This is a genomic window from Desulfosediminicola flagellatus (genome assembly GCF_005116655.2).
Taxonomy (GTDB): domain Bacteria; phylum Desulfobacterota; class Desulfobulbia; order Desulfobulbales; family Desulfocapsaceae; genus Desulfopila; species Desulfopila flagellata.
Genome location: NZ_CP050698.1, coordinates 1,740,315 through 1,762,237, shown reverse-complemented (window position 1 = coordinate 1,762,237; position 21,923 = coordinate 1,740,315). Strand labels below are relative to the sequence as shown.

Genomic DNA, 21,923 nt, shown 5'->3' with positions numbered 1-21,923 from the left:
GTTCTCATGAGAACATTAAATGAATGTGTTGCATCGGGATGATCAGATGCATGTGGAATACTGAAATACCTTGATGTTCCAAAATTAAAACAAAGCACCACTCACGCGATCACCTTCGTCCAACCCGTTAAGCACCTGCACCCATCTCACTCCCTGCGCACCCAGATCGACATCTACAAGTTCAAGTGCATTTCCCTCAGCCTTGTAAACCATAGTTTTATCATTATGAAACACTACAGCTCCAGCCGGAATAACTATGGCATCGGTAATTCTTTTGTGGATTATCTCTGTGGTGGCAGACATGCCGACATGCACTTTGTCAACTCCTTCCAAAATTTGAATGCGGGCATAAAATCTACGAATGTTATTATTGTTATTATCATCTTCGGCGAGTGAAGCTACACTTTCAACACGGCCGCGGATCACAGTACCGGGTAATGCATCCAGCTCTATTGTTGCTTCCATTCCTTCTGAAATTTTGGCAACATCAATTTCACGTATCTGCGTTTCAACCACGAGATCTGTAGTGTCAGGAACCTCTAAAAAGGTCTGACCAACCCAGACAGAATCACCAATCTGAATCTTGCGCGTACCATTTTCCCGAGGCAGTTCAGAGTAAAGCAGAATTCCATCTGCTGGTGCTTTAACTGTACAGTTAGCCAGGTCGTTCTTCGCCTGTTCCAGTAATTTTATTTTGTTCTGTACGTTTCGCCTACTCTTTTCCACCTGTCCGACACGAGTCTGGATTTGCAGATCAGATGTCCGGTTAACACGCTGAAATTCACTTTCAGCTGCATTGACAAGAAGTTCTGCCTCTCTCACCATTTTAGGCCATTTATACTGATCGAAATTATTGAGTTCTTCTCTTGCAACATTGAGTTGCTCACGTGCCGTTTCAAATTCATCGCCAGCCTTTTCATACTCCCGCAAACTAGCATGGCCCTTATTGAGTAAGACCTCCATATCCCGGACGTTAGATTGTGCAAGTTTGAAGCTGCGCTGTGCCTGTTTGAGCTTCTGCTCCACCTGTTTTCTCTCCAGAGGCCCTGCACCTTCGTTAATGTTCTGTGCTTCAATTTTGGCTATCTCTACTTTTCTGCCAGCCTCTTCGATACGTCCCTTTTCTTCTTCTTTCTGTAACAGCAATAATTTCTTTGCAGCAGCCAGGCTTGCCTGTGCATCCCCATAATCCTGCTCTGTACGAGCTACTTCATCAAGAAAAGGTTTAGTATCAAACCAGGCCACTGTCTGCCCTTTTTTGACCTCAGATCCTTCCTTGACCAACCAGACTATTTTGGCTTGATTACTTGATATTTCAGATATAATGGCTGAGATTTTAGCCGGACGAACAATACCACGCTCAGTGATACTCATGTTAAATGAAGCCCTCTGAACATCAAAAAATGTTCCAGCCTCAGAAGATCTGCCATGATTCACCCACGTTTTCACACCAAGTAAAAAGAGTCCTGCAGTAACCAGCAAGCCAAGAATCAACCAGTTAAACACATACTTTTTCAGCGCTCCAACATCCATCTGTGCTACTCACCTCACCGACATCCGCAACCAGTCAGTATCAAGAATTCCCATTACATAGGCAAGGTGCACTGCAGCGTTATTATATGCTACCAGTGACCTCGAAATTGCCAGCTCCGCATCCGAAAATGCTGCCTCGGCATCCAACATATCCAGGTTATCGCTTAATCCCTTTTCATACCTGATCTTTGCAAGGTCCAGGGCCAGATCAGCCTGTTCCAGCTGTCGCCGGTTAAGCTGATGCTGGAGTTCCGCAGTCTTGAGATCATCTAGGCCATCCCTGACCTCACGTACTATCTTGCGCCGCAATGCCTTGCCTTCACGACGAAGTTTTGCCTGCTCCATAGATTTTCGAGTTACTGCTGCTTCTTCCATTACAGAATTAATTGGCGAATTCATCTGAACCTGAAAAGACCAGTTGGTGTCATCCAACGCAATCGCCTCTTCAATACTGTCACCATCGCCTCGTTGCTCAAGCGTAAGACTTACATCTACATCAGGTAAAAGATCACGCTTCACCTTATACATCTCACGTTTTGCAATCTCCACATTTGTCAAATACTTACGCCATTCCAGATGGTTAGCGATTACATTTTTTTCCCAGTCTTCAGGTAAAACAGGGAGTATTTTCTGTATGGATTCATGCCAATTCAGTGCACTATCTTCTTCCATCCCGAGCTGCTCCCTGAAGTCATCCAGAGCACGTTGCCTGCTTCGCTTCTGATTGTGCAGGAGATTTTCCGCTGCTAATGCCGCCAGCTCAGCCCGATACACATCAACTTTGGAAACAAGACCAACCGACTGGCGGGATTTAGCAGATTCAAGATGCTCTTTGCTACGTTCAAGTGCTTCATGACTTTTCTGCAGCAAATGATCTTCCAGGAGAAGTGCATAATATTTTCGGACAGTCTCAAGTGTAATTGTTTGCAAAGCATGATCTGCACTTATCTGATTAAGACCATTTTGCAGTCTCGCCACATCAAGCCCGGTAAGATTATATTCCTGCCCCCATCTTCTGAAGATCCCTTGGGATATCCGAACAAATGCTTTAGCGCTGTGGCTGTTTTCTATTACATAATCACTATCTTCCTCAACCCTGTTACCTACAACTCCATAGGTGACTTCTGTACCCGCCTCCATATCACGTTGAAACTCAACCCCAAGTTGCTGAGAGCCTGTACCCTGGGTAAACCCTACGGTTGTTAGCGGAACTATACGGGTAACAAACTGCTGTTCTGCAACTTTAATATCAAGCGAACCCAGAATTTTTTCATCGCGCACAGTAAAAGCTGCGTCACTCTGCAACATGGCGAGATTAACAAAACTCAGTAGCTCGTGATCTTGCACCGCGCCAGCTGCCTGTGGTAATTGAATCACCCACAGCGATATTACAAACAGAAAAGGTCGTAAAGACATCCGGATATCAAAATACATAAATAAAATATATTACCGCTCGAAATCAGCGCGTGAAAAATTCAATAGTATTGGCAATAATCCGCCGGATCGTTAGTATTTGCTCGCTACCACACTTACTCAGGAGCATTCAGCATTACTGGCAAATAACCATGACCAGGCTTTTCTCAATAATCCAGAAAAGCGAACGAATGCTTTTAATAGTCAGGCACTTGCGTGGAATAGTTTAACAAAAACAGAGAAATCGTATCGTATGACTGGTAAAATTTGTTACTACCTACAGACGGATTCTTACGCATTCCATTCAACCATCACAACATGTAACAGCCAAAGAGAATTACCTGGAGAACCCTATTTTACAGATATTTATTTGCATCCAACAATTCCAACTGGTTAAGAAACATGTATAATCACAGGTCCGAAACTGTTACACATGTTCTATTAGTCAGCTAAATCAAAATCGAAACGTAGCTTGAGGTGATGCTATCCATTTATTATAGTACGCTCATTCTTGAATTTAACAAAACTTCTTTTATGATAATTAGCTTAACTACCATTTTCTTTTCTTCCTTTCTGCTTGCACTTTCAGGTGCCCTAATGCCTGGACCACTACTAACTGTTACTATTAGTGAGACAGTCCATCGAGGAGTCAGGACAGGTCCACTGATGATATTTGGTCATGGCCTGCTGGAACTTTTTCTCGTTATAGGTCTTGCCGCCGGCCTGGCCCCGCTTCTAAAACTTCCTCTCGTCTTTATTCTGATCTCCACCATTGGCGGTGCTATTCTGCTGATGATGGCAATATCGATGTTGCGTAGTCTGCCATCCATGAAACTCATCACCGAAGCAAGCAACGAAAGAAAAAAGAATCTTGTCTTTACAGGTGCCCTGCTCAGCCTGATCAACCCGTTCTGGCTGCTATGGTGGGCCACTATCGGACTCGGTTATATTCTACAGACCCTGGAGTATGGCTTTATTGGTGTAGGAGTGTTCTTCATTGGCCATATTCTCGCTGATCTCAGCTGGTATGCTCTCGTATCTTTCGGCATTGCCAGAGGTAAGCATTTCTTTAATGATACCCATTACAAAATACTTATCGGTAGTTGTGGCTCATTTCTTCTGTTTTTTTCCGTCTGGTTCTTTTACAACGGGATTAATACATTTATTCAGGTAAAATCGACATTATTATGACAAAAGAACCCGAAAAATCACAATACACCTGCAATGAATATCGCGAAGAGATGATTCTTGTCGGATTACAACGAAGCCTTCAACAGCCGAACCTCACCCCTGAAGAACGTAAACGGATCGAAGAGGAAATCAGGAACCTCGAAGCAAAAATGGGATTATAGCGTTCATTTTCTATCTATTGCGTAATATACCTACCCGCTTAGGAATGTTGTTCAGTAAATATGAGAGGAAGTACGCAAAGGTAGAGTGTTTGCAGCAAACAAGACAGTAATGACCTTTTTCCTGTCAGTGGAAAAATACGAGTCGACACCAACCTTTTGCACACTCATAACATGGCTGTCATAATTGTAAAATCATGCAATAAGATTGTATCCTGTATCTCTGGCCATCCCGGAGATCTTTTGCAGATGTGCACGTTGAACTGCGGCAACGAGTGACTCTATTTTTTTCCTTAAGTCCTTTGTTGCCAACTCAAATTCAACACCACTAATATTATCTATACTATTTTCCTGCCTCACACGAGTAAGATGTCGAACATAACAGGAAACCTGAACAAGTTTTTCGCCATCCTGAAATATTGTCAGACTTCGTGTTTCTCCGACAAAAATATCCCCCCTGTTCTTTCTGGGAAATGAAGTTGCCAATCCGTTGACACTAATATCTACCATCTTCGTTTCAATATCATCCTGTTTTCTCTTCCCTTTGATCATTACCGTAAGATTTACATCTTCGCAAACCTTGGCCCTGTACTCACGTTCACCCCTCAGTAATTGCCCTATAACCGGATATCTGAAATGCATATACGGTATCTCATCAATCCGGAGAAAATCGAGAAAACTGGTTCCAAACTCAACAGCCAGAGATTTGGTAAACATACGAAAAACAACCTTTTCACTTTTTCGTATAAAAAAGTTTCCCATCCCAGGTTCTAAAGGCAAAGAAATCATGTGAGACATATCCTGTAAATACCCTGCTACAACATATTCCGGCTGATCTTCATCCTCACTCTCTGTTTTATCGATGGGTGCATCCACTATTTTGGTAAAGTATAGGTCCTCGCCATCATCAAATCTCACCTCGATGAATTTTTCATCAAGCAGAGCTGTCTGCAGATAGGGAAGAAATCCTGCGGGCGTGTGGATAATATCTGACAAATCAGTATGCTTATCAAACGACTTCTTCAGATACAAACTGTCAGGAAAATAATACTTCAACCTGTCAAATATATGCTGGTAATTAATGATCTCGTTCTTGTCTGCCATCGTCTATGAGAATTTTTCTGTGAATGGGAACATTCCTCTCGCGCTCTTCGAACCATGAAACTCATTGTATCACCTGCATGACGTTGACCAAAACAAATATCCATTCCATATCATATAAGTCAGAATGAACAACGATACCTTTCAACCTCATCACCAACCACATCCGTGCCTAACTCTATTTGAGTTAGCTATACAATTCGGCTATACATATAATGATATAAAGAACATCTGAATAACACTCACATCCGCCTGTTGGCTGATGCAACCGTGACACATCACTTCCGGAGGGAAAATGAATATAGCAACAGAGATTACTGACTATATGGGATTCCAGGGTTTGCTTGATGATGAAGAGAAACTGGTCCGTGAAACTGCACGAAAGTTTGTTAACGAAGAAGTTCTGCCGATAATTGATCAACACGCACAGAATGAGACCTTCCCGGAGCATCTTGTTGCACTCATTGGCGAGTTGGGTTTCTTCGGCCCTACCCTCCCTGTTGAATATGGCTGTGCAGGGCTCTCAAATGTTGCGTACGGCTTACTGATGTATGAACTTGAGCGTGGTGACTCAGCTATCCGCTCTCTTGCTTCAGTGCAGGGTTCTCTGGTTATGTACCCTATTTTTGCCTATGGCTCTGAGGAGCAGAAAAATTACTGGTTGCCCCGTATGGCTACAGGAAAATCTCTTGGCTGTTTTGGCCTGACAGAACCTGATTTTGGTTCGAACCCTGCAGGCATGCGAACCCAGGCTGTACGTCAAAAAGATGGGACATGGAAAATCAATGGTGCCAAAATGTGGATCACCAACGGATCTATAGCAGAAGTCGCTCTTGTCTGGGCAATGACTGACGAAGGCGTACGCGGCTTTCTGGTAAAAACAGACACTCCAGGGTTCTCTGCACCACGAATGAAAGGAAAGTGGAGCCTGCGCGCCTCTGTAACTTCAGAACTTGTATTGCAGGATGTAATCGTTGATGAAGCAGAAAGCCTGCTCCCCAACTGTAAAGGTCTAAAATGCCCGCTTGGTTGTCTGACTCAGGCCCGATACGGAATTGCGTGGGGAGCGCTGGGCGCAGCAGATCACTGTTACCAGACAGCTCTTGAATATTCTAAAAGCAGAATTCAGTTCGATAGACCAATCGCCGGTTTTCAACTGCAGCAAAAAAAGCTTGCCGAGATGGTAACCGAACTCACTAAAGGACAACTCCTGGCACTGCAACTTGGCAGACTAAAAGATCAGGGCAAGTACACCCCTGCTCAGGTGTCCATGGCCAAGATGAATAACGTTCAAATTGCCATGGAAATTGCCAGATCAGCCCGAACAATGCTCGGAGCAAACGGTATTATGGGTGAATATCCGATTATGCGGCATGCAAACAATCTGGAATCAGTCTACACCTACGAAGGTACACATGATATGCATACGCTGATTATTGGAGAAAAAGTTACCGGAATAGCCGCCTATCGCTAATTGGTTATTCTGCCGTAAGCTGTAGAAGCCGAGACCTGCTCTGATGGCTTTGTTGAGCAGATCTCGACCTAACTTTTAATTTCTGTTTAGACATATTTTGTCTATTAGATAATTAGGAAAAATCTTGGATTGGTGAAAGCATAGAAAAAGGTCAAAAGCGGACTTAATAATCATATAAAAGGCACCTCCTCCTAGTGTTGGATTCCTCTTTAATTATACCACCATTGCTCGTAGTGGCATTGGGAGATCAACGGTGGCATACCTGGTTCATAGCCGAATAAAGTAGGACCACCCCTCCTCTACGCCTCATGTAGACTAAGGTAAACCTTTATTGCTGCTGTGCAGCATGATACAGTCGTTTGCCCGGCATGTAAAAACCTGGGCAAACGACTGACAGTAGCAAATACTCTTCCGCATCTTGGACATTGTAAGTTGCGGCGTGGAACAACTCCGTTCGAAATCGGGTAAATTCACGCAGGCATTTGGCGAGGGGAATAATTATGGTAAAATCGTTTTAAACAACAGATCGACTTCGGAAGTTCTGTACTTCGCTTCCCGTTACGTCCAGGTTCCAGAGGCGGACTTTGCTCAAAAGCATTTCTTTGGGTAGCGTTCACATCACTCATCCATTTAAAATTTTATCTAGTATTCTAAATGGTAGCTCCAGCCGAGATTCTTGTTAAAAGTTCTTCTGACAATGTTCTGAAGTTGGTCCTTTCTGGTCAATGGAATTTAGGTCAGAACTTGCCTTCTACAGAAGAAGTACTTCAGCATCTGGGATCTTCTGCGGTAGAGCAGATTATATTTGACTCCAAGGATATTTCCGGGTGGGATTCTGGATTGCTGACCTTCGTAAAGCGATTACGCAAACAGGCAGAAGAAAAGGCCATACCACTCGATATAAGCGGCCTGCCTCAAGGAGCCCAACAACTCCTGGCTCTCGCCGCTGCTGTTCCAGAGAAAAAAGATGCCCGTACCGCTGATAAACGTCGTCTATTTCTTACTATTCTTGGGGAGGAGACTGTCGAACTCTGTAGGTCTGCCGGGAAATTGCTTGATTTTGTTGGTGCGGCATCGCTGGCTGTAGTGCAATTCATGCGCGGGAAGGCCACTTTTCGGAAGACAGACCTCTTGCTGATGCTGGAAACGTGTGGTGGTCAGGCCCTGCCAATTGTATCCCTGATTAGTTTTCTTGTCGGCCTGATTCTGGCTTTTGTCGGCGCAATTCAACTCGAGTTATTCGGGGCTGAGCTCTACGTAGCTGATTTAGTCGGGATCGCAATGGTAAGACTGATGGCAGCTATCATGACCGGTATTGTCATGGCTGGCCGGACAGGCGGAGCCTTTGCTGCCCAGTTGGGTACCATGCAGGTGAACCAGGAAATTGATGCACTGAGGACCATGGGTATTTCGCCTATGGAATTTCTCGTATTGCCCCGGATGCTGGCACTAATGATCATGATGCCACTTCTGTGCCTCTACGCCAACATCATGGGAATATTTGGCGGAATGGTAGTCGGCGTATATATGCTTGATATCGGGTTTATACAGTACTTCAATGAAACAGTGACAGCAGTGAGATTTTGGGATCTTGGCATAGGGCTTTTCAGCGGATTCCTTTTTGGAGTGATTGTTGCTTTGGCTGGTTGCATGAGAGGAATGGAGTGCGGGCGAAGCGCCTCAGCAGTTGGCGATGCCGCCACCTCCGCGGTTGTGACCGCGATCGTCGGTATTATAGTAACGACCGCAATGATTACAATCATCTGTAATATCTTAGGAATTTAAGGTTTTGATTTCGCCATACAACTTGCTACTCGACTGAAAACACAAAACATGACTGAACGTAAGGCACACATATCGATCCAGGATTTGACCATGGGGTATGGTGATTTTGTCCTGATGCGGGATTTAAATTTCACTATCTACCATGGGGATATCTTCATTATTATGGGTGGCAGCGGTTGCGGTAAAAGTACGATGATGACTATTCTCATCGGGCTGAAGAGTCCTGCCAAAGGTCGAGTTCTTTATGATGATACAGATTTCTGGGCAGCGGACCAGCAGACACGTGAACAGATCATCCGCCGAGGTGGAGTCATGTATCAGAGTGGAGCTTTGTGGAGTTCCATGACGCTCGGAGAAAACATCGCTCTGCCCCTTGAAATCTACACGAATTTAAGTACTGCTGAGGTGGATGAAGTTGTTGAACTGAAGCTGGAGTTAGTTGGCCTGGCTGGCTTTAAAGACTTTTACCCGTCTGAGATAAGCGGTGGAATGCAGAAGCGGGCCGGCATTGCCCGTGCAATGGCCTTGGATCCTGAGATTCTGTTCTTTGACGAACCTTCGGCGGGGCTTGACCCTGTGAGTGCACGCCGGTTGGATGATATGATTATTGAGCTGAGCGAAAGCATGGGCACCACTATGGTGGTAGTAACTCATGAACTTGCAAGTATCTTTGCAATTGGTACCAACTCGGTATTTCTCGATGTGTCCAAACGTACTATGACGGCAACGGGCAACCCAAACAAACTGTTGGCGGAGAGTCACGATCCAACCCTGCATATGTTTTTAACTCGGGGCGAAACGTTGGAGAAGTAACAAGGAGACAGAATGGCAAAACAGGCTAATACAACAATGATCGGCGGTTTCATTGTCATTGCAGTTTTCATATTTGCTGCGAGTGTAGTTATTTTGGGTTCTGGTAAGTTTTTTCAACGAACTGAAAGGTTTGTTCTCTACTTTGATAATTCCATCAAAGGTTTAAACGTTGGCGCCCCTGTGTTGCTCCAGGGAGTGCAGATTGGGTCAGTCACCAACATCCTCATTCGCGCAAATCCTCAAGACCTGACCATGAGCATTCCGGTTTTTATCGATATCAGACAAGACAAGTTTGATGTCGGCGAAACTATACAACCCCAAAGAGATCCGGCAAAAACAATAGCACAGCTTGCCGAGCGTGGTCTGCGGGCGGTATTGAGTACTCAGAGCCTTATTACCGGACAACTGATGATTGAACTCGATTATTTCCCTAATTCCCCCGTAAATTTAAAGAATCTTGACTCAGAATTCACTGAAATACCAACGATACAATCAACAACAGAAAGGTTATTCCAAAAACTGCAGAAAATCGATCTTGCACATTTTAGTAACATCATCGTTGGAGTTGATCGCCTTGTCAATAATCCTGATCTACCTGAGGGGTTAAAGTCCATGAGACAAACTGCCGACGAAGCGCGGCTGCTCGTCGGTAAACTCGATAACTACATTGGAGATGTGACTGGTAACATCGAAGATACTCTCAGCGACACCCGCACACTGGTTAACAATGTAAACACTCAGGTTGAGCCGCTTGTAGACGACATGAGACAGTTGATAGAGCATTTTGATTCGCTGACGCGAAATATCAACAAACAGTTAGATGTTGTGTCTACCAGCTTGAATGAAAGTTTGGCTGGGGTCAAAGGGGTCGTATCTGAAGATGCTCAACTTGTCATTGAACTGGAGGAGACATTGCAAAATATATCCAGCATGACAGATTCTATCCGACAACTGGCAGATTATCTGGAACAGCATCCTGAAGCCCTTATTCGGGGAAAAGACAATAACTGAGAAAAATATTATGCTGAAGAAAAAATCTTTTGTTTTGATCCTGGTAAATGTGGTTCTTGCTTTACTGATTAGCGGCTGCATGAATAAAAGCCAACCAACACGATTCTATACACTTACATCAACTGTAGAACGTCAGAAATTGCTGACAGAGAGCAGCGCATCACGCAACCTGCCCATTGGCATTGGACCAATCAAACTGGCCGACTACCTGAATACGTCCAAAATTATCACCCGAATTGATGAAAACAAGATTGGTCAAGCAGCATTCGATCAGTGGTCTGGTTCCCTCAAAAACAATATTATCAATATAATGGCCGACAATATAGGCTCTCTGTTAAACACCGAGAAGGTTTTTATCCATCCATGGCGCTCTTTTATTCCTATCGATTACCAGGTAATTATCGAAATCATCCGCTTTGATGGTGACCTGAATAACGAGGTCACTCTTGTGGCACGTTGGCTCGTTCTTAATGACAAGGACAAATCGATTATCGACAACAAACGAAGCAGTATCTCAGAAACAACCGATACTCCTGATTATGCCGGATTGGTTGCTGCCCAGAGCAGAGCACTAGGAAAGCTGAGTAAAGAAATAGCCCAGTCAATAGATGCAGCATCTTTGAAATAGGTGTGTCCTGGCTGTTCTCTTCTGGGTGATTCAGCAAGAGTAATAGATCGATCATTCCCAGCCCGAACATTTCATAAAGAAGCCATGCTTATCGTTAATGCCTTGTAACTTGAAGAATGAAACATGTCAGAGAATCTGAAACGTTCATTATCAGCTCAAACGCCTTTGGATTATTCATCACCTTGCTTTTACTTTCCTTTCGTTTTGTATGGGGTAGATCGATATTGCAGTTTGCCAATGTTCTTTGGACCACCGATGCTTTGTATCTCCTCTTTATTGGCATATACTAGTCAAAATTGAGAAGTATAGTAAGGCAAATGGATGAGATCATCTACGGATGGTTGAGAGTTAAAGAAGATACATCGAACTCCGATTGAATTTTCATGATTCCATCATTCCTCGTAATCTGGCAGTTATGTTTTCGGTAGAATCATGTTTTTACGGTATTACCATCTCCTCTAAAAATTTCTTTTCCCCATGACATTAGACCATGAGGGAATGCACCAGAATGATTCGTAAGTCCCGCTTCAAACCGATGAGGACAGATTATGTTCCAGCACATCCAAAGAAAACATTTCATTTTTGCGTTAGTAGTATTTTTGCTGGTTGGTTGTTCTAATCTGCCGGATAACGCTGAAAAGCAGGTTTCTCAAGTGATGTCTAATACTGATACAACATATTTGAGCAAGTTAGTCGAAAAACAAACGAAAGACCAGGCGGGCAAAACGGGAGCTATCCTGCTCGCTAACGGACTGGATGCTTTTGTAGCAAGGGTCGCACTCGCAGAAAAAGCGGAACGCAGCATTGATGTCCAGTATTACATGTTTCACCAGGACACGGTCGGCCAGCTTCTCATTCACCGCCTCATAAAAGCCGCCGATCGAGGAGTGCGGGTGCGCGTGCTAATCGACGACATGTATGGTGAGGAGGCCGACAACGTATGGACGACTCTGGATTCACATCCTCATATGGAAGTACGGCTTTTCAATCCCTTTGTGAGAGGAAGTTCGAAAAACCTTCAATTCATCACTCGCCTGTCTGATGTCAATTATCGGATGCACAGCAAATCATTCACGGTTGACAATCGCCTAACCATTATCGGCGGCCGTAATATCGGCGACGAATATTTCGACGCCAATAAGGATTTGGCCTTTGCCGATATGGATATGCTAGCCATTGGCCCAGTTGTACCCGAAGTTTCAGACGCCTTCGATCAATACTGGAACAGCGACCACGCTTATCCTGCCTCGACTCTTGCTGGACAGGCTTTAATAGACACGTTACCCACTCTGAAAAAGCGACTTGCCGAGTTTGAAAACAATGCGGCGGCAACAAGCTATATTACCGCTCTGCTCAACTCAGAACTCGCCAACGGTCTACTGCGAAACGGTACTATTCACTTCAGCTGGGGAGAGGCGCAGCTGATGCATGACTCGTCTGAGAAAAAAGAGCGGGGAAAAAATTGGAAGGAAGATCTGCTTATCTCCAAACTCTGGCCTTACCTGGAGAGTTTGAACGAGGAGTTGCTCATCATCTCTCCCTATTTCGTTCCGGGGCAAAAAGGCGCAGATGCGTTATGTAGACTCAGCGCCAAAGGGGTACGAATACGCATTCTCACCAACTCGCTGGCCTCAAATGATGTGTCTGCCGTTCATGCTGGTTACTCACGCTACCGCAAACAGCTTATTAAGGCCGGCGTTGAACTTTACGAACTCGACGAAGAGATAAATAAAGAGGTGATGAAGCGACTCAGTTGGTTACCAGGCCTCAGTAAGTCGAGTCTACATGCCAAGACAATGGTCCTTGACCAGGATGCGATGTTCGTCGGGTCCATGAACCTTGATCAGCGATCCTTAAACATCAACAATGAAATCGGAATTCTCTTTTTCAACAAGGAGCTGGCAGGAAAAAGCGCACGAGTTTTCATAGATAACATCGATAAAGTAGCGTTCCGAGTTACGCTCGACGGAAGTGGCTCTCTGCAATGGAAGGTTAACCGGGATGGAAAGGAAATCGTCTTTGAAAACGAACCGTATGCGGGCTTCTGGGCTAAATTGTCAGTTTGGTTCTTGCGTCTGCTGCCGGTTGAGTCGTTTCTGTAATAAAGTCGTTTTTATGAGCTGGTCACATGAGAAGATTCAGGATTTATTGAGTAGATAGACTTTTTATCTTTCAACGGATACAACGGCTGTATTATGGGTTCTCTGATTAAAAACAATCGCTGCCAATGCTATTTAGGATGCCAGCCAAAACCAGTGAATAATTTTCCTGATAAGGTTGTTACGTATACAAAATAGACATTGTGAAAAGTTGATTCTCAGGAAATATCTCGGATAACGAAATTAAAATTCTCTGCCTTCTGTTTAATTTTTCTCTGACCCCATTTAATTGACTGACCTCTATCAGTACATGTACTATTAAAGAGTCCAGGGCTTGAAGAAACAGCAGAAGCTATTATTTCCACTCAGGATAAGCAACCTAACATTTTTTCAGCACCACGCAGTGGTTCGATACTTATATTGTATAAAAACGATCAAATAAGTCATTAGTTCCATAGCTTCTACAGACACTCATCAAAAGTGATTTTTCGTGTTTCCACCAAAAATAGATAACCGAATTTCCAGTGACCATCGTGCGCGATTTGTGCTCGTAACACCATATTTATCGATATTTCCTGGTGTATTATGAATATATATTCTATCAATTTTCGGCTTCTAGTCGGTGGTTGTCTGACTGTTCTTCTTCCTCTTCTCATTGTTGGCCTGATAACCACCAAAAAATCTTCGGATGCACTCCAGAGACAGGCCATGGTGTTGATGCAGAATGGTGCAATCGCCATTGCAAATCTAGTTAATACCAATCTAAGTAAAGACAAAAATATAGCTCTCGCCTATGCTTCCGATTCGCAGGTAAGAGAGGTTTCTCAAAAGGTAAACGAGTCGGGAACTGAGAGCGCCGAAGAGAGCGTACTGAGGCTTCGACAGGCAATGAAAAAGCTGTATGCTCATCTGGGTAAGGAGTATCATGGTGTCTTTGTGACTGATGCTACCGGTGAGCTGTATACGGGTGAACGGTCTGACGGTTCTGAATATAAGGGCTCCAATGTTTCAGCCAGGGGATATTTCCAGGAGGCTAAGCGCATAGGAAAACCCGTTGTTGGTGATATGGTGAAATCAAAATCTACAGGGCAGTTGGTTGTTGTGACTTGTGCACCTGTTTTTTCTGATGATGGCACCTTCCTCGGCATCTTCGGAATGGTGTTGAACGCCTCAGCTCTTACGGATATTGTAAACCGGGTGAAAATTGGTAAAACCGGTTACGCGCTCATGGTGAATGAGAGAGGGGTGCTGATTGCTCATCCCAACCAGGATTATCTTTTGACTCTCAACCTGGCAGAAGAAAAAGGTATGAAGAGTATAACGACAGATATGCTCGCAGGCAAAGCGGGTAGCGCACCTTATACATTTAAAGGTACAGACAAATTTGCCGGATTTGCACCTGTTTCGCTGAAAGGGTGGGGTGTGGTCCTGACCCAGAACCGCAATGAACTCTTTGCTTCTGCAGTAGCCATTCGAAACAGTTTTCTTCTTATTACATTTCTTGCTTTGGCCTGTGTCGGGTCAATTATCTATTTTTTCTCTCGCACCATAACAGAACCAATTAACCAGGCAGTGGAGAGGTTAAGGGACATTGCAGAAGGTGATGGTAATCCCACTAAACGATTGCCTGTTACGACTCGGGACGAAGTTGGTGAAATGGCAAGGTGGTTTAATAAGCTTATTGAGAAAGCTTTACTTATTAATAAAAATATTTTTGATAAAGGTTCTATAGGGATATACAGGATCGGAGCAGATTCAAAAATTTTAGATGTCAACAAAAAAGCAGCTGCAATTCTTGGTTACAATACAGAGGAACTCAAAAACAAATATATTATTGATATTGATTCAGAATTGACTAGTGACAATTGGAGCATACTTTGGGACAAATTATCGGCCATTACCTCGGATAAATTTGAAACTTTACATTTACACAAAAATGGCAGCCTCGTGCCCGTTGAGGTGACAATAAATTTGTTAGAATATGATTCACACCAGTATTCCATTGCCTTTGTGCAAGATATTACCGACCGAAAGCGGATGGAGCAGGTTTTACGAGATAGTGAGGAAAGGTTCCGAACGCTCCATAATGCATCTTTTGGTGGCATTGTGATTCATGAAAAAGGCACCATTCTCGATTGCAATCAGGGGCTCTCCGATATAACCGGATATACATTTGATGAACTGATCGGCACGAATGGCCTTAGACTTATAGCCCCGGAATCGCTAGAAGAAGTTACTCGGAAGATGCTATCCGAAGCTGAGGAACCTTATGAAGTTCAAGGGATCCGTAAAGACGGAACTACATATCCACTCTACCTTCAAAGTAAGCTTATTCCGTACAAGGGACGCACTGTTCGAGTAGGGGAATTTAGAGACATCAGCGATCTTAAAAATGCGGAGCAGGAAAAAACTGAGCTCACCGCTCAACTGCATCAGGCCAGGAAGATGGAATCGGTTGGTCAACTGGCAGGCGGAGTGGCCCACGATTTCAACAATATGCTCACAGCAATTCTTGGCCATGCACAAATTGCAATGATAAGCTGTTCCCCATCGGAGTCAGTTCATTCCCATCTCAAGGGGATACAGGAAGCCGCTCTCCGTTCTGCTGACCTCGTCAAGCAACTCCTCACTTTTGCCCGCAAACAGACCATTGCTCCCAAAATACTGGATGTAAACGAGATGTCTACATCTATACTCAAAATGTTACACCGAGTAATCGGAGAGGACATTGATCTTTCATGGTTGCCAGGATCAAATCTTTGGCAAATAAAAATGGATCCATCACAGGTTGACCAGCTTCTGGTAAATCTTTGTGTCAATGCCAGGGATGCAATCACTGGTGTTGGAAAGATTAGCATCGAGACGAAAAATATCACTCTTGACCATTCTTCTTGCGGAGTTAACAGTGATTTCATCCCGGGTGATTATGTGATGCTTGCGGTAAGTGATAATGGCAGCGGTATGAACAAGGAGACTCAAGAGCACATATTCGAACCTTTTTTCACTACCAAGGAGATTGGCAAAGGTACGGGACTTGGGATGGCAACCGTCTACGGTGTTGTGAAACAAAACAATGGTTTTATCAACGTATACAGTGAACTCGATAAAGGAACGACCTTCAGAATATACCTGCCTCGATTCAGTGGAGAAGGCATTTCCGAACCAATTGGTATAGTGAAAGAAGCACCCAAAGGCCAAGGGGAGGTAGTGCTACTGGTAGAGGATGAAGCAGCGATACGGGAAGTGGCTCAGACCTTGTTAAGTGAGTTGGGCTATGTTGTCTTGATTGCTGGTACGCCAGGAGAGGCGGTCAAACTTGCGAAAAAGCATACAGCCAAACTCCGGTTGTTAATCACCGACGTGATCATGCCGGAGATGAACGGCCGGGAACTAGAAAAATTAATTCGCGAAATCAAACCAGACATGAAATGTTTGTACTGTTCAGGCTACACTGCCGATATCATTGCTCATCATGGAGTTTTGGATGAAAATGTGTGTTTCCTTCAAAAACCATTCTCCATGGAAGATCTTGCCTTCAAAGTTCGTGAGGCTTTGGAACAGAAGTATAATTAAGCATCAGTTTCTAAATGGGATTTAACGGTGTCGACAGGTTGGTATTGCCAATAGCAATCGTGTTATATGAACCATCGCTTGGCCCTATTCCGTAAGGCAAGGGGTCAAGTCCGCTTTTGACTTTGAGCTAATTTTCCTCTATAATTCTCAGTTCTTTTAGCAAATTTCGGTCTCTTTCAATACGTCTTTTCACTCTCTGAACCACACTACCCACAGTTCAGTAGTTATCAATGCCAAATTCCGCGCCCACATCAGGGTGCCACGAACATTTAATCACAAATATGCGCTAACATTAGCCATTGTTCTGATTCATCTCTCCCGGGCAACCTACCGGGTGAAATCCCTACTCGTTTTGTGGAGGATCTTCGGGTGTCTCAGGTGAGAAATTTCGTGCGTACGAAATCCAACCCCTCCCGGATGTCCAGGTTCAACCTTTGTTACGTATTTCCTGAACATCGTGGAATGATTAATGTTCAGAAAATATCTTTTTAAATCATTAATCCGCATTTAATCGTGGTCTATTCCAGTTTTATTAGTGGACAGGGAAAAAATGAAGGTCAGCAACGCTTAAAAAAAAGACAAGTCAGTGAAAGTCACCATTTGATCGAAAATAGTGCTTATTGATTTTAAAATTGGTAGAGAGGAGCAGAAACGATGGAAAGAGCTGATCTGTTTTTTTGTAATTTACCACCACGTAGTCGTTTACGATGATATTAATCATCATTTAACTCGTAATCCCATAGTGATTTTCTTTTTTTATCTATGCAAAACGATATTTTCAATTGTGTCATCAAGGCAACAGGCGCCACAGATCTGGAACTGGTAGAAAGAATTCAGGAGTTATGGAGCGGTTACGGTGTGATCCTGCGCTATCGATTAATCGGGAGTACCATTTCCACTGTTGTTGTGAAACATGTGAGACTTACCGATGGGGGGAACCACCCACGGGGATGGAATACTGACCTTGGCCATCAGCGTAAGCTACGGTCGTATAAAGTGGAAACAGCATGGTACAACAACTGGGCTCATCATTGTTCTAAAGAATGCCGTGTTCCACATTGCCTGGCTATAGAACAGCGTGACTCCGAGACTCTGATAGTGCTGGAAGACTTGGATTCTGAAGGTTTCCCTAATCGTCGTGAAGTCGTCAGCGAAAGGGAGATTACCGCCTGTCTCAACTGGCTTGCCTGGTTCCACGCAACGTTTATGGGATCCGACCCAGAAGGGTTGTGGCCTCAAGGCACCTACTGGCATCTGGAAACCCGACCGGACGAGTTGGAGGCGCTGAATGATCCGGCACTTAAACATGCTGCTTACAGGATCGATAGGCTATTGCGAGATTGTCGGTATCGCACCCTTGTACACGGAGACGCCAAGCTTGCAAATTTTTGTTTTTCTCATGATGGCAACAACGTGGCTGCTGTGGATTTCCAATATGTTGGCGGTGGATGCGGCATGAAGGATTTAGCCTATTTCATCGGCAGCTGTCTTGGAGATGATGATTGCGAGCGCCTTGAAAGCTGGTTGCTGAATACCTACTTCACTACCCTGCAGAAAGCACTGGCCGTGTGCAAGCCGCAAATCGACTTCGAGGCGGTAGAGATGGAGTGGCGTAAACTTTACCCTTATGCCTGGACTGATTTTCACCGTTTCCTTAAAGGCTGGAGCCCTGGCCACTGGAAATTGAATACATACAGCGAAAGAATTGCGCGGGGTGTAATTCGACAACTGAGCTAAACAGGCAACTGTATTTTTATAAAAAACCTTACCTTCAGGAATGTATACATTACCTGATAATGGATGAATCAGGTCTGCTGTTGGATTTATCTATTACTGAGGTGCTCGATATCCCCTTAAGAAAAAACTCTTCTTTAAACCTTACCCTGCCACTTTATCCATCAGATACGCACGTGTTTTGATCGGAAATTCTCACAACGAAACATGTCTCAATATGAAACACATCGCCCTGGAACTCCGCTTTTAGAGGTGGTACAGTGAGTAGACCATAAATATGTATCATAATGAGACACACCAATCATCTCAGATTATTACAAATTAATAATCCTGAAACACTTTCCCACTATAAGTCCCATCCCCTTCCCAGTCAAACTCCACAACAATTTTTCAATATTATCTAATACTTATACAAAATATATTTTTCATTATTCTGGGTGCGACATCAAACGCATAAAGGAATGTCATACTGGCACGATTATAGCTTACCACATCTACAATAATATAATCGACTGAGTACTCTTCAGAAGAAGAGTTGCTTGATCTAAACGGAGATAAACAGTGAATAAAGCTGACATAATCGTTATTGGCGGTGGGATAATGGGTGCCTCAACAGCACTTGGTATCATCCGTGAGGGGGCTGGAAAAGTTGTAATGTTCGATGAACAGCTTCCAACCCAGAGACTCTCGCGCGGCAATTTTGGTCTAACCTGGTTTATGTGTAAAGGAGCAAATAACCCTGTTTATGCCAGATGGAGTCGCATGGCGACTACAATGTGGCCTGAGTATGCTGCAAAACTCAAAGAGGAAAGCGGCTACGATGTAGAACTCGAGTGGAATGGCGGCGCTCTGCATGCAATTGGTGACGAACAGTTTCAGGCATATGCGGAGTCCGTTGCTAACCTGAAAAAAGTGTGTAGTGACGATGGCCTCGACTACCCTGCAAGGATGGTGGATCGAGAAGAGTTTGCATCAATGATTCCTGATATGAAACTTGGGGATGAGGTCACCGGCGCAATGTATAGCCCTGAGCAGGGGCATGTGAACCCTCTTACACTTCTGGCTGCTCTGCGTGGCGCCTTCCAGAATAAGGGAGGCACCTACTTCGGCGGACTCAGTGTATCAGCTATCGAGCCGAATGGTGACGGCACAATTACCGTGAAAACCGCTAAGGGAAATTATCAGTGTAATAAGCTGGTGATTGCTGCAGGTCATGGTTCTTCACGATTATTGGGCCATCTTGGATCTAAGCTTAACATCTACCCTCAACGCGGACAGCTTATTGTGACTGAGCGAGTGAAGCGGGTTCTTCGCTTCCCAATACTTGCTGTACGTCAAACCATGGATGGAACCTTTATGATTGGCTTATCAACAGAAGATACGGCCCATGATACCCAGGTGACCATTGAGGCGATGAAGAGCCAGGCAAGCAATGCTATCAAACTTTTTCCCGAGCTTGCAAAAATCAACTGGGTAAGGGCCTGGGGGGCCATCAGAGTGATGACACCCGATGGCGGGCCTATCTATGAGAGGCTTGCTGAGCACAAGAACATCTATTCTATTGCCGGGCATTCTGCAGTGACACTGGCTCCTGTTCTAACCAAGCAGATCGCTTCCTGGATACTGGAAAAAGAAGAGGCCCCCCAAATTTCACACTTCAGTAATGGACGGTTCAATGTTTAAACACGACTCATCTACAACAACTTCAATTGAAGTAATTCTGGACGGTCAGCCCACTACAGTTCCTGCTGAAATGAATTTGGCTGCCGCCTTGCTTGCTATTGGCAAAATAGTATCGAAGATATCCCCCACCTCAAAAAAGCCGTGCTCTCCACATTGTCTGATGGGCGTATGTTTTGAGTGTCTGATGGAAATTGATGGCGTCCAGCGTCAAGCCTGCATGACCACTGTCACTGAAGGAATGGTCATCAATCGTAATCTAGGAGAAGAGGGAGGGCTATCATGAGCAACCATTACGATGCGATTGTTATCGGTGCCGGTCCAGCCGGCCTTGCTGCAAGTTCCAACCTGGCCGAAATGGGTTTGAAAGTATTGACCCTTGATGAGCAGAACCGAATAGGCGGCCAGATATATCGCAATGTTGAAAATGCATCCGTTACCAATCTTGTGAAAATGGGAGAGGAATACCGGCGTGGTCAAGATCTTGCCACGCGGTTCAGGAAAAGCGGAGCTGAATATCTTGGCAATGCTTCTGTATGGAATGTGGAGCGGGAAGGCCGGGTTTGTTATTCCCGGAACGGTGTGTCTGAACGCATAACTGCAAATTATGTGATTGTTGCAACCGGTGCAATGGAACGTCCGGTTCCTATCCCGGGCTGGACCTTACCTGGAGTAATGGGTGCTGGGGCTGTAAACGGCCTCGCGAAAGAAGCTGATCTGTGTCCTTCAGGTACTGTGGTTCTCGCAGGCAGTGGGCCTCTCTTATTACTCGAAGCCGCCCTGTTGATTGAAAAAGGTGTTAAGGTTGCTGCAATCCTTGAAACAACTCCGAAGATACCTTCTCCAACGATTCTTCCCCATGTCCCCAAGGCGATTCTCGGTACTAAATTTCTTTTGAAAGGAGTGAAAATGCTCCTGGACATCAGAAAATCCGGGGTACCACATTATAAGGGCGTCACCAACCTGAAGGCACTCGGTGAAACCACAGTTACCAGTGTAGAGGCTGATTATGGTGGGAAAAAACTCAGCTTTATCACCGATATGCTCCTGGTTCATTTTGGAGTGATTCCGGATAGCCATATATACCGACTTGTCGGCTGTCATATGGAGTGGGATAAAAATCAGCGCTACTGGTATCCGTCTACCGACGAGTGGGGGCGCACGAATTTTGAACAGATCTTCGCCGCTGGAGACGCTACCGGGGTTTCCGGGGCTCTGGCTGCTGAATATAAAGGGGAACTTGCCGCCTTAGAGGTAGCACATTGTCACGGTATTATTCCACAATATGAGCGGGACTGCCTCGCAAAACCTTTTTTGAAAGAGCTGCAACACGACGGCTACCCACGACCACTTATCGATGCGTTTTTCGCACCGGATCCTAATCGGTTTGCCTTTGAGGACACCACTGTTCTCTGCAGATGTGAAAATATCACAGTCGGCGATGTGCGCAATGTCGTGAGCGAAGGAGTAACCGATCTGAATGAGGTGAAAACCATAACACGATGTGGTATGGGACCTTGTCAGGGGAGAATGTGCGGACCGGCTCTGGGAGAGATCGTTGCTGCAGAACGAGACAGTTCAATGCCTGCCGCTGGTTTGCTCACCATTCGTCCACCGCTCAAGCCGATACCTCTTGAAGAAGTTGCAGCCATGCCGATAGAGTCAGGAGGCGTTGATCCGGCTAACCTGTTTAAAAATCAAAGTAAAAAAGTAGGACATTAGGAGTCAGC

The 21,923-nt window shown here is 44.7% G+C and carries 16 protein-coding genes; 13 read left to right on the top strand and 3 right to left on the bottom strand.

All coding sequences use genetic code 11. The features are described 5' to 3' along the window. Positions 1-84: 84 nt before the first annotated feature. Together FCL46_RS07355 and FCL46_RS07350 are read right to left on the bottom strand one after the other, a co-directional pair. Positions 85-1,533 (bottom strand): HlyD family secretion protein, encoded by a 1,449-nt coding sequence (locus FCL46_RS07355; RefSeq protein ID WP_136806985.1) that lies wholly within the window; start codon positions 1,531-1,533, stop codon positions 85-87. A 9-nt stretch (positions 1,534-1,542) separates the two neighbouring features. Beyond that, positions 1,543-2,949, bottom strand: coding sequence for a TolC family protein (locus FCL46_RS07350; RefSeq protein ID WP_167505849.1), 1,407 nt, complete (start codon positions 2,947-2,949; stop codon positions 1,543-1,545). A gap of 594 nt (positions 2,950-3,543) precedes the next feature. Between FCL46_RS07350 and FCL46_RS07345 the strand changes: the two genes are divergently transcribed. Continuing rightward, positions 3,544-4,137, top strand: coding sequence for a LysE family transporter (locus FCL46_RS07345; protein ID WP_267313718.1), 594 nt, complete (start codon positions 3,544-3,546; stop codon positions 4,135-4,137). Next, entirely contained in the window at positions 4,134-4,298 is a 165-nt protein-coding gene (locus FCL46_RS07340; RefSeq protein ID WP_167505848.1) for a hypothetical protein, read from the top strand. Before FCL46_RS07345 ends, FCL46_RS07340 begins: the two co-directional genes overlap by 4 nt. 192 nt (positions 4,299-4,490) lie before the next feature. Here the strand turns inward: FCL46_RS07340 and FCL46_RS07335 are convergent, their stop codons facing one another. Beyond that, positions 4,491-5,399: a PilZ domain-containing protein gene (locus FCL46_RS07335; protein ID WP_136806982.1), complete on the bottom strand. Its 909-nt coding sequence runs from the start codon at positions 5,397-5,399 to the stop codon at positions 4,491-4,493. A 292-nt stretch (positions 5,400-5,691) separates the two neighbouring features. On the opposite strand from FCL46_RS07335, the gene FCL46_RS07330 reads away from it, so the two are divergent. From FCL46_RS07330 to FCL46_RS07280, 11 genes are all read left to right on the top strand, one after another. After that, positions 5,692-6,870 (top strand): acyl-CoA dehydrogenase family protein, encoded by a 1,179-nt coding sequence (locus tag FCL46_RS07330; RefSeq protein WP_136806981.1) that lies wholly within the window; start codon positions 5,692-5,694, stop codon positions 6,868-6,870. 654 nt (positions 6,871-7,524) lie between these two features. After that, positions 7,525-8,655 (top strand): MlaE family ABC transporter permease, encoded by a 1,131-nt coding sequence (locus FCL46_RS07325; RefSeq protein ID WP_136806980.1) that lies wholly within the window; start codon positions 7,525-7,527, stop codon positions 8,653-8,655. Between the two features lie 48 nt (positions 8,656-8,703). Then, entirely contained in the window at positions 8,704-9,468 is a 765-nt protein-coding gene (locus tag FCL46_RS07320) for an ABC transporter ATP-binding protein (protein ID WP_136806979.1), read from the top strand. Between the two features lie 12 nt (positions 9,469-9,480). Further along, the gene (locus FCL46_RS07315; protein WP_136806978.1) at positions 9,481-10,479 is read left to right on the top strand and encodes an MlaD family protein; all 999 of its coding nucleotides are present in this window, start codon (positions 9,481-9,483) and stop codon (positions 10,477-10,479) included. 10 nt (positions 10,480-10,489) lie between these two features. Further along, positions 10,490-11,107 (top strand): PqiC family protein, encoded by a 618-nt coding sequence (locus tag FCL46_RS07310; RefSeq protein ID WP_136806977.1) that lies wholly within the window; start codon positions 10,490-10,492, stop codon positions 11,105-11,107. A 548-nt stretch (positions 11,108-11,655) separates the two neighbouring features. Continuing rightward, positions 11,656-13,209, top strand: a complete 1,554-nt coding sequence (locus FCL46_RS07305) for a phospholipase D family protein (protein ID WP_136806976.1) — start codon at positions 11,656-11,658, stop codon at positions 13,207-13,209. Positions 13,210-13,791: 582 nt separating this feature from the next. Further along, entirely contained in the window at positions 13,792-16,779 is a 2,988-nt protein-coding gene (locus FCL46_RS07300) for a PAS domain S-box protein (RefSeq protein ID WP_136806975.1), read from the top strand. 762 nt (positions 16,780-17,541) lie between these two features. Further along, positions 17,542-18,516, top strand: a complete 975-nt coding sequence (locus tag FCL46_RS07295; protein WP_136806974.1) for a phosphotransferase — start codon at positions 17,542-17,544, stop codon at positions 18,514-18,516. Between the two features lie 558 nt (positions 18,517-19,074). Beyond that, entirely contained in the window at positions 19,075-20,196 is a 1,122-nt protein-coding gene (locus FCL46_RS07290; RefSeq protein ID WP_136806973.1) for an NAD(P)/FAD-dependent oxidoreductase, read from the top strand. Then, positions 20,189-20,479 (top strand): (2Fe-2S)-binding protein, encoded by a 291-nt coding sequence (locus FCL46_RS07285; RefSeq protein WP_136806972.1) that lies wholly within the window; start codon positions 20,189-20,191, stop codon positions 20,477-20,479. The genes FCL46_RS07290 and FCL46_RS07285 overlap by 8 nt, the downstream gene beginning before the upstream one ends. Then, entirely contained in the window at positions 20,476-21,915 is a 1,440-nt protein-coding gene (locus tag FCL46_RS07280) for an NAD(P)/FAD-dependent oxidoreductase (RefSeq protein WP_136806971.1), read from the top strand. The genes FCL46_RS07285 and FCL46_RS07280 overlap by 4 nt, the downstream gene beginning before the upstream one ends. Positions 21,916-21,923: the final 8 nt, after the last annotated feature.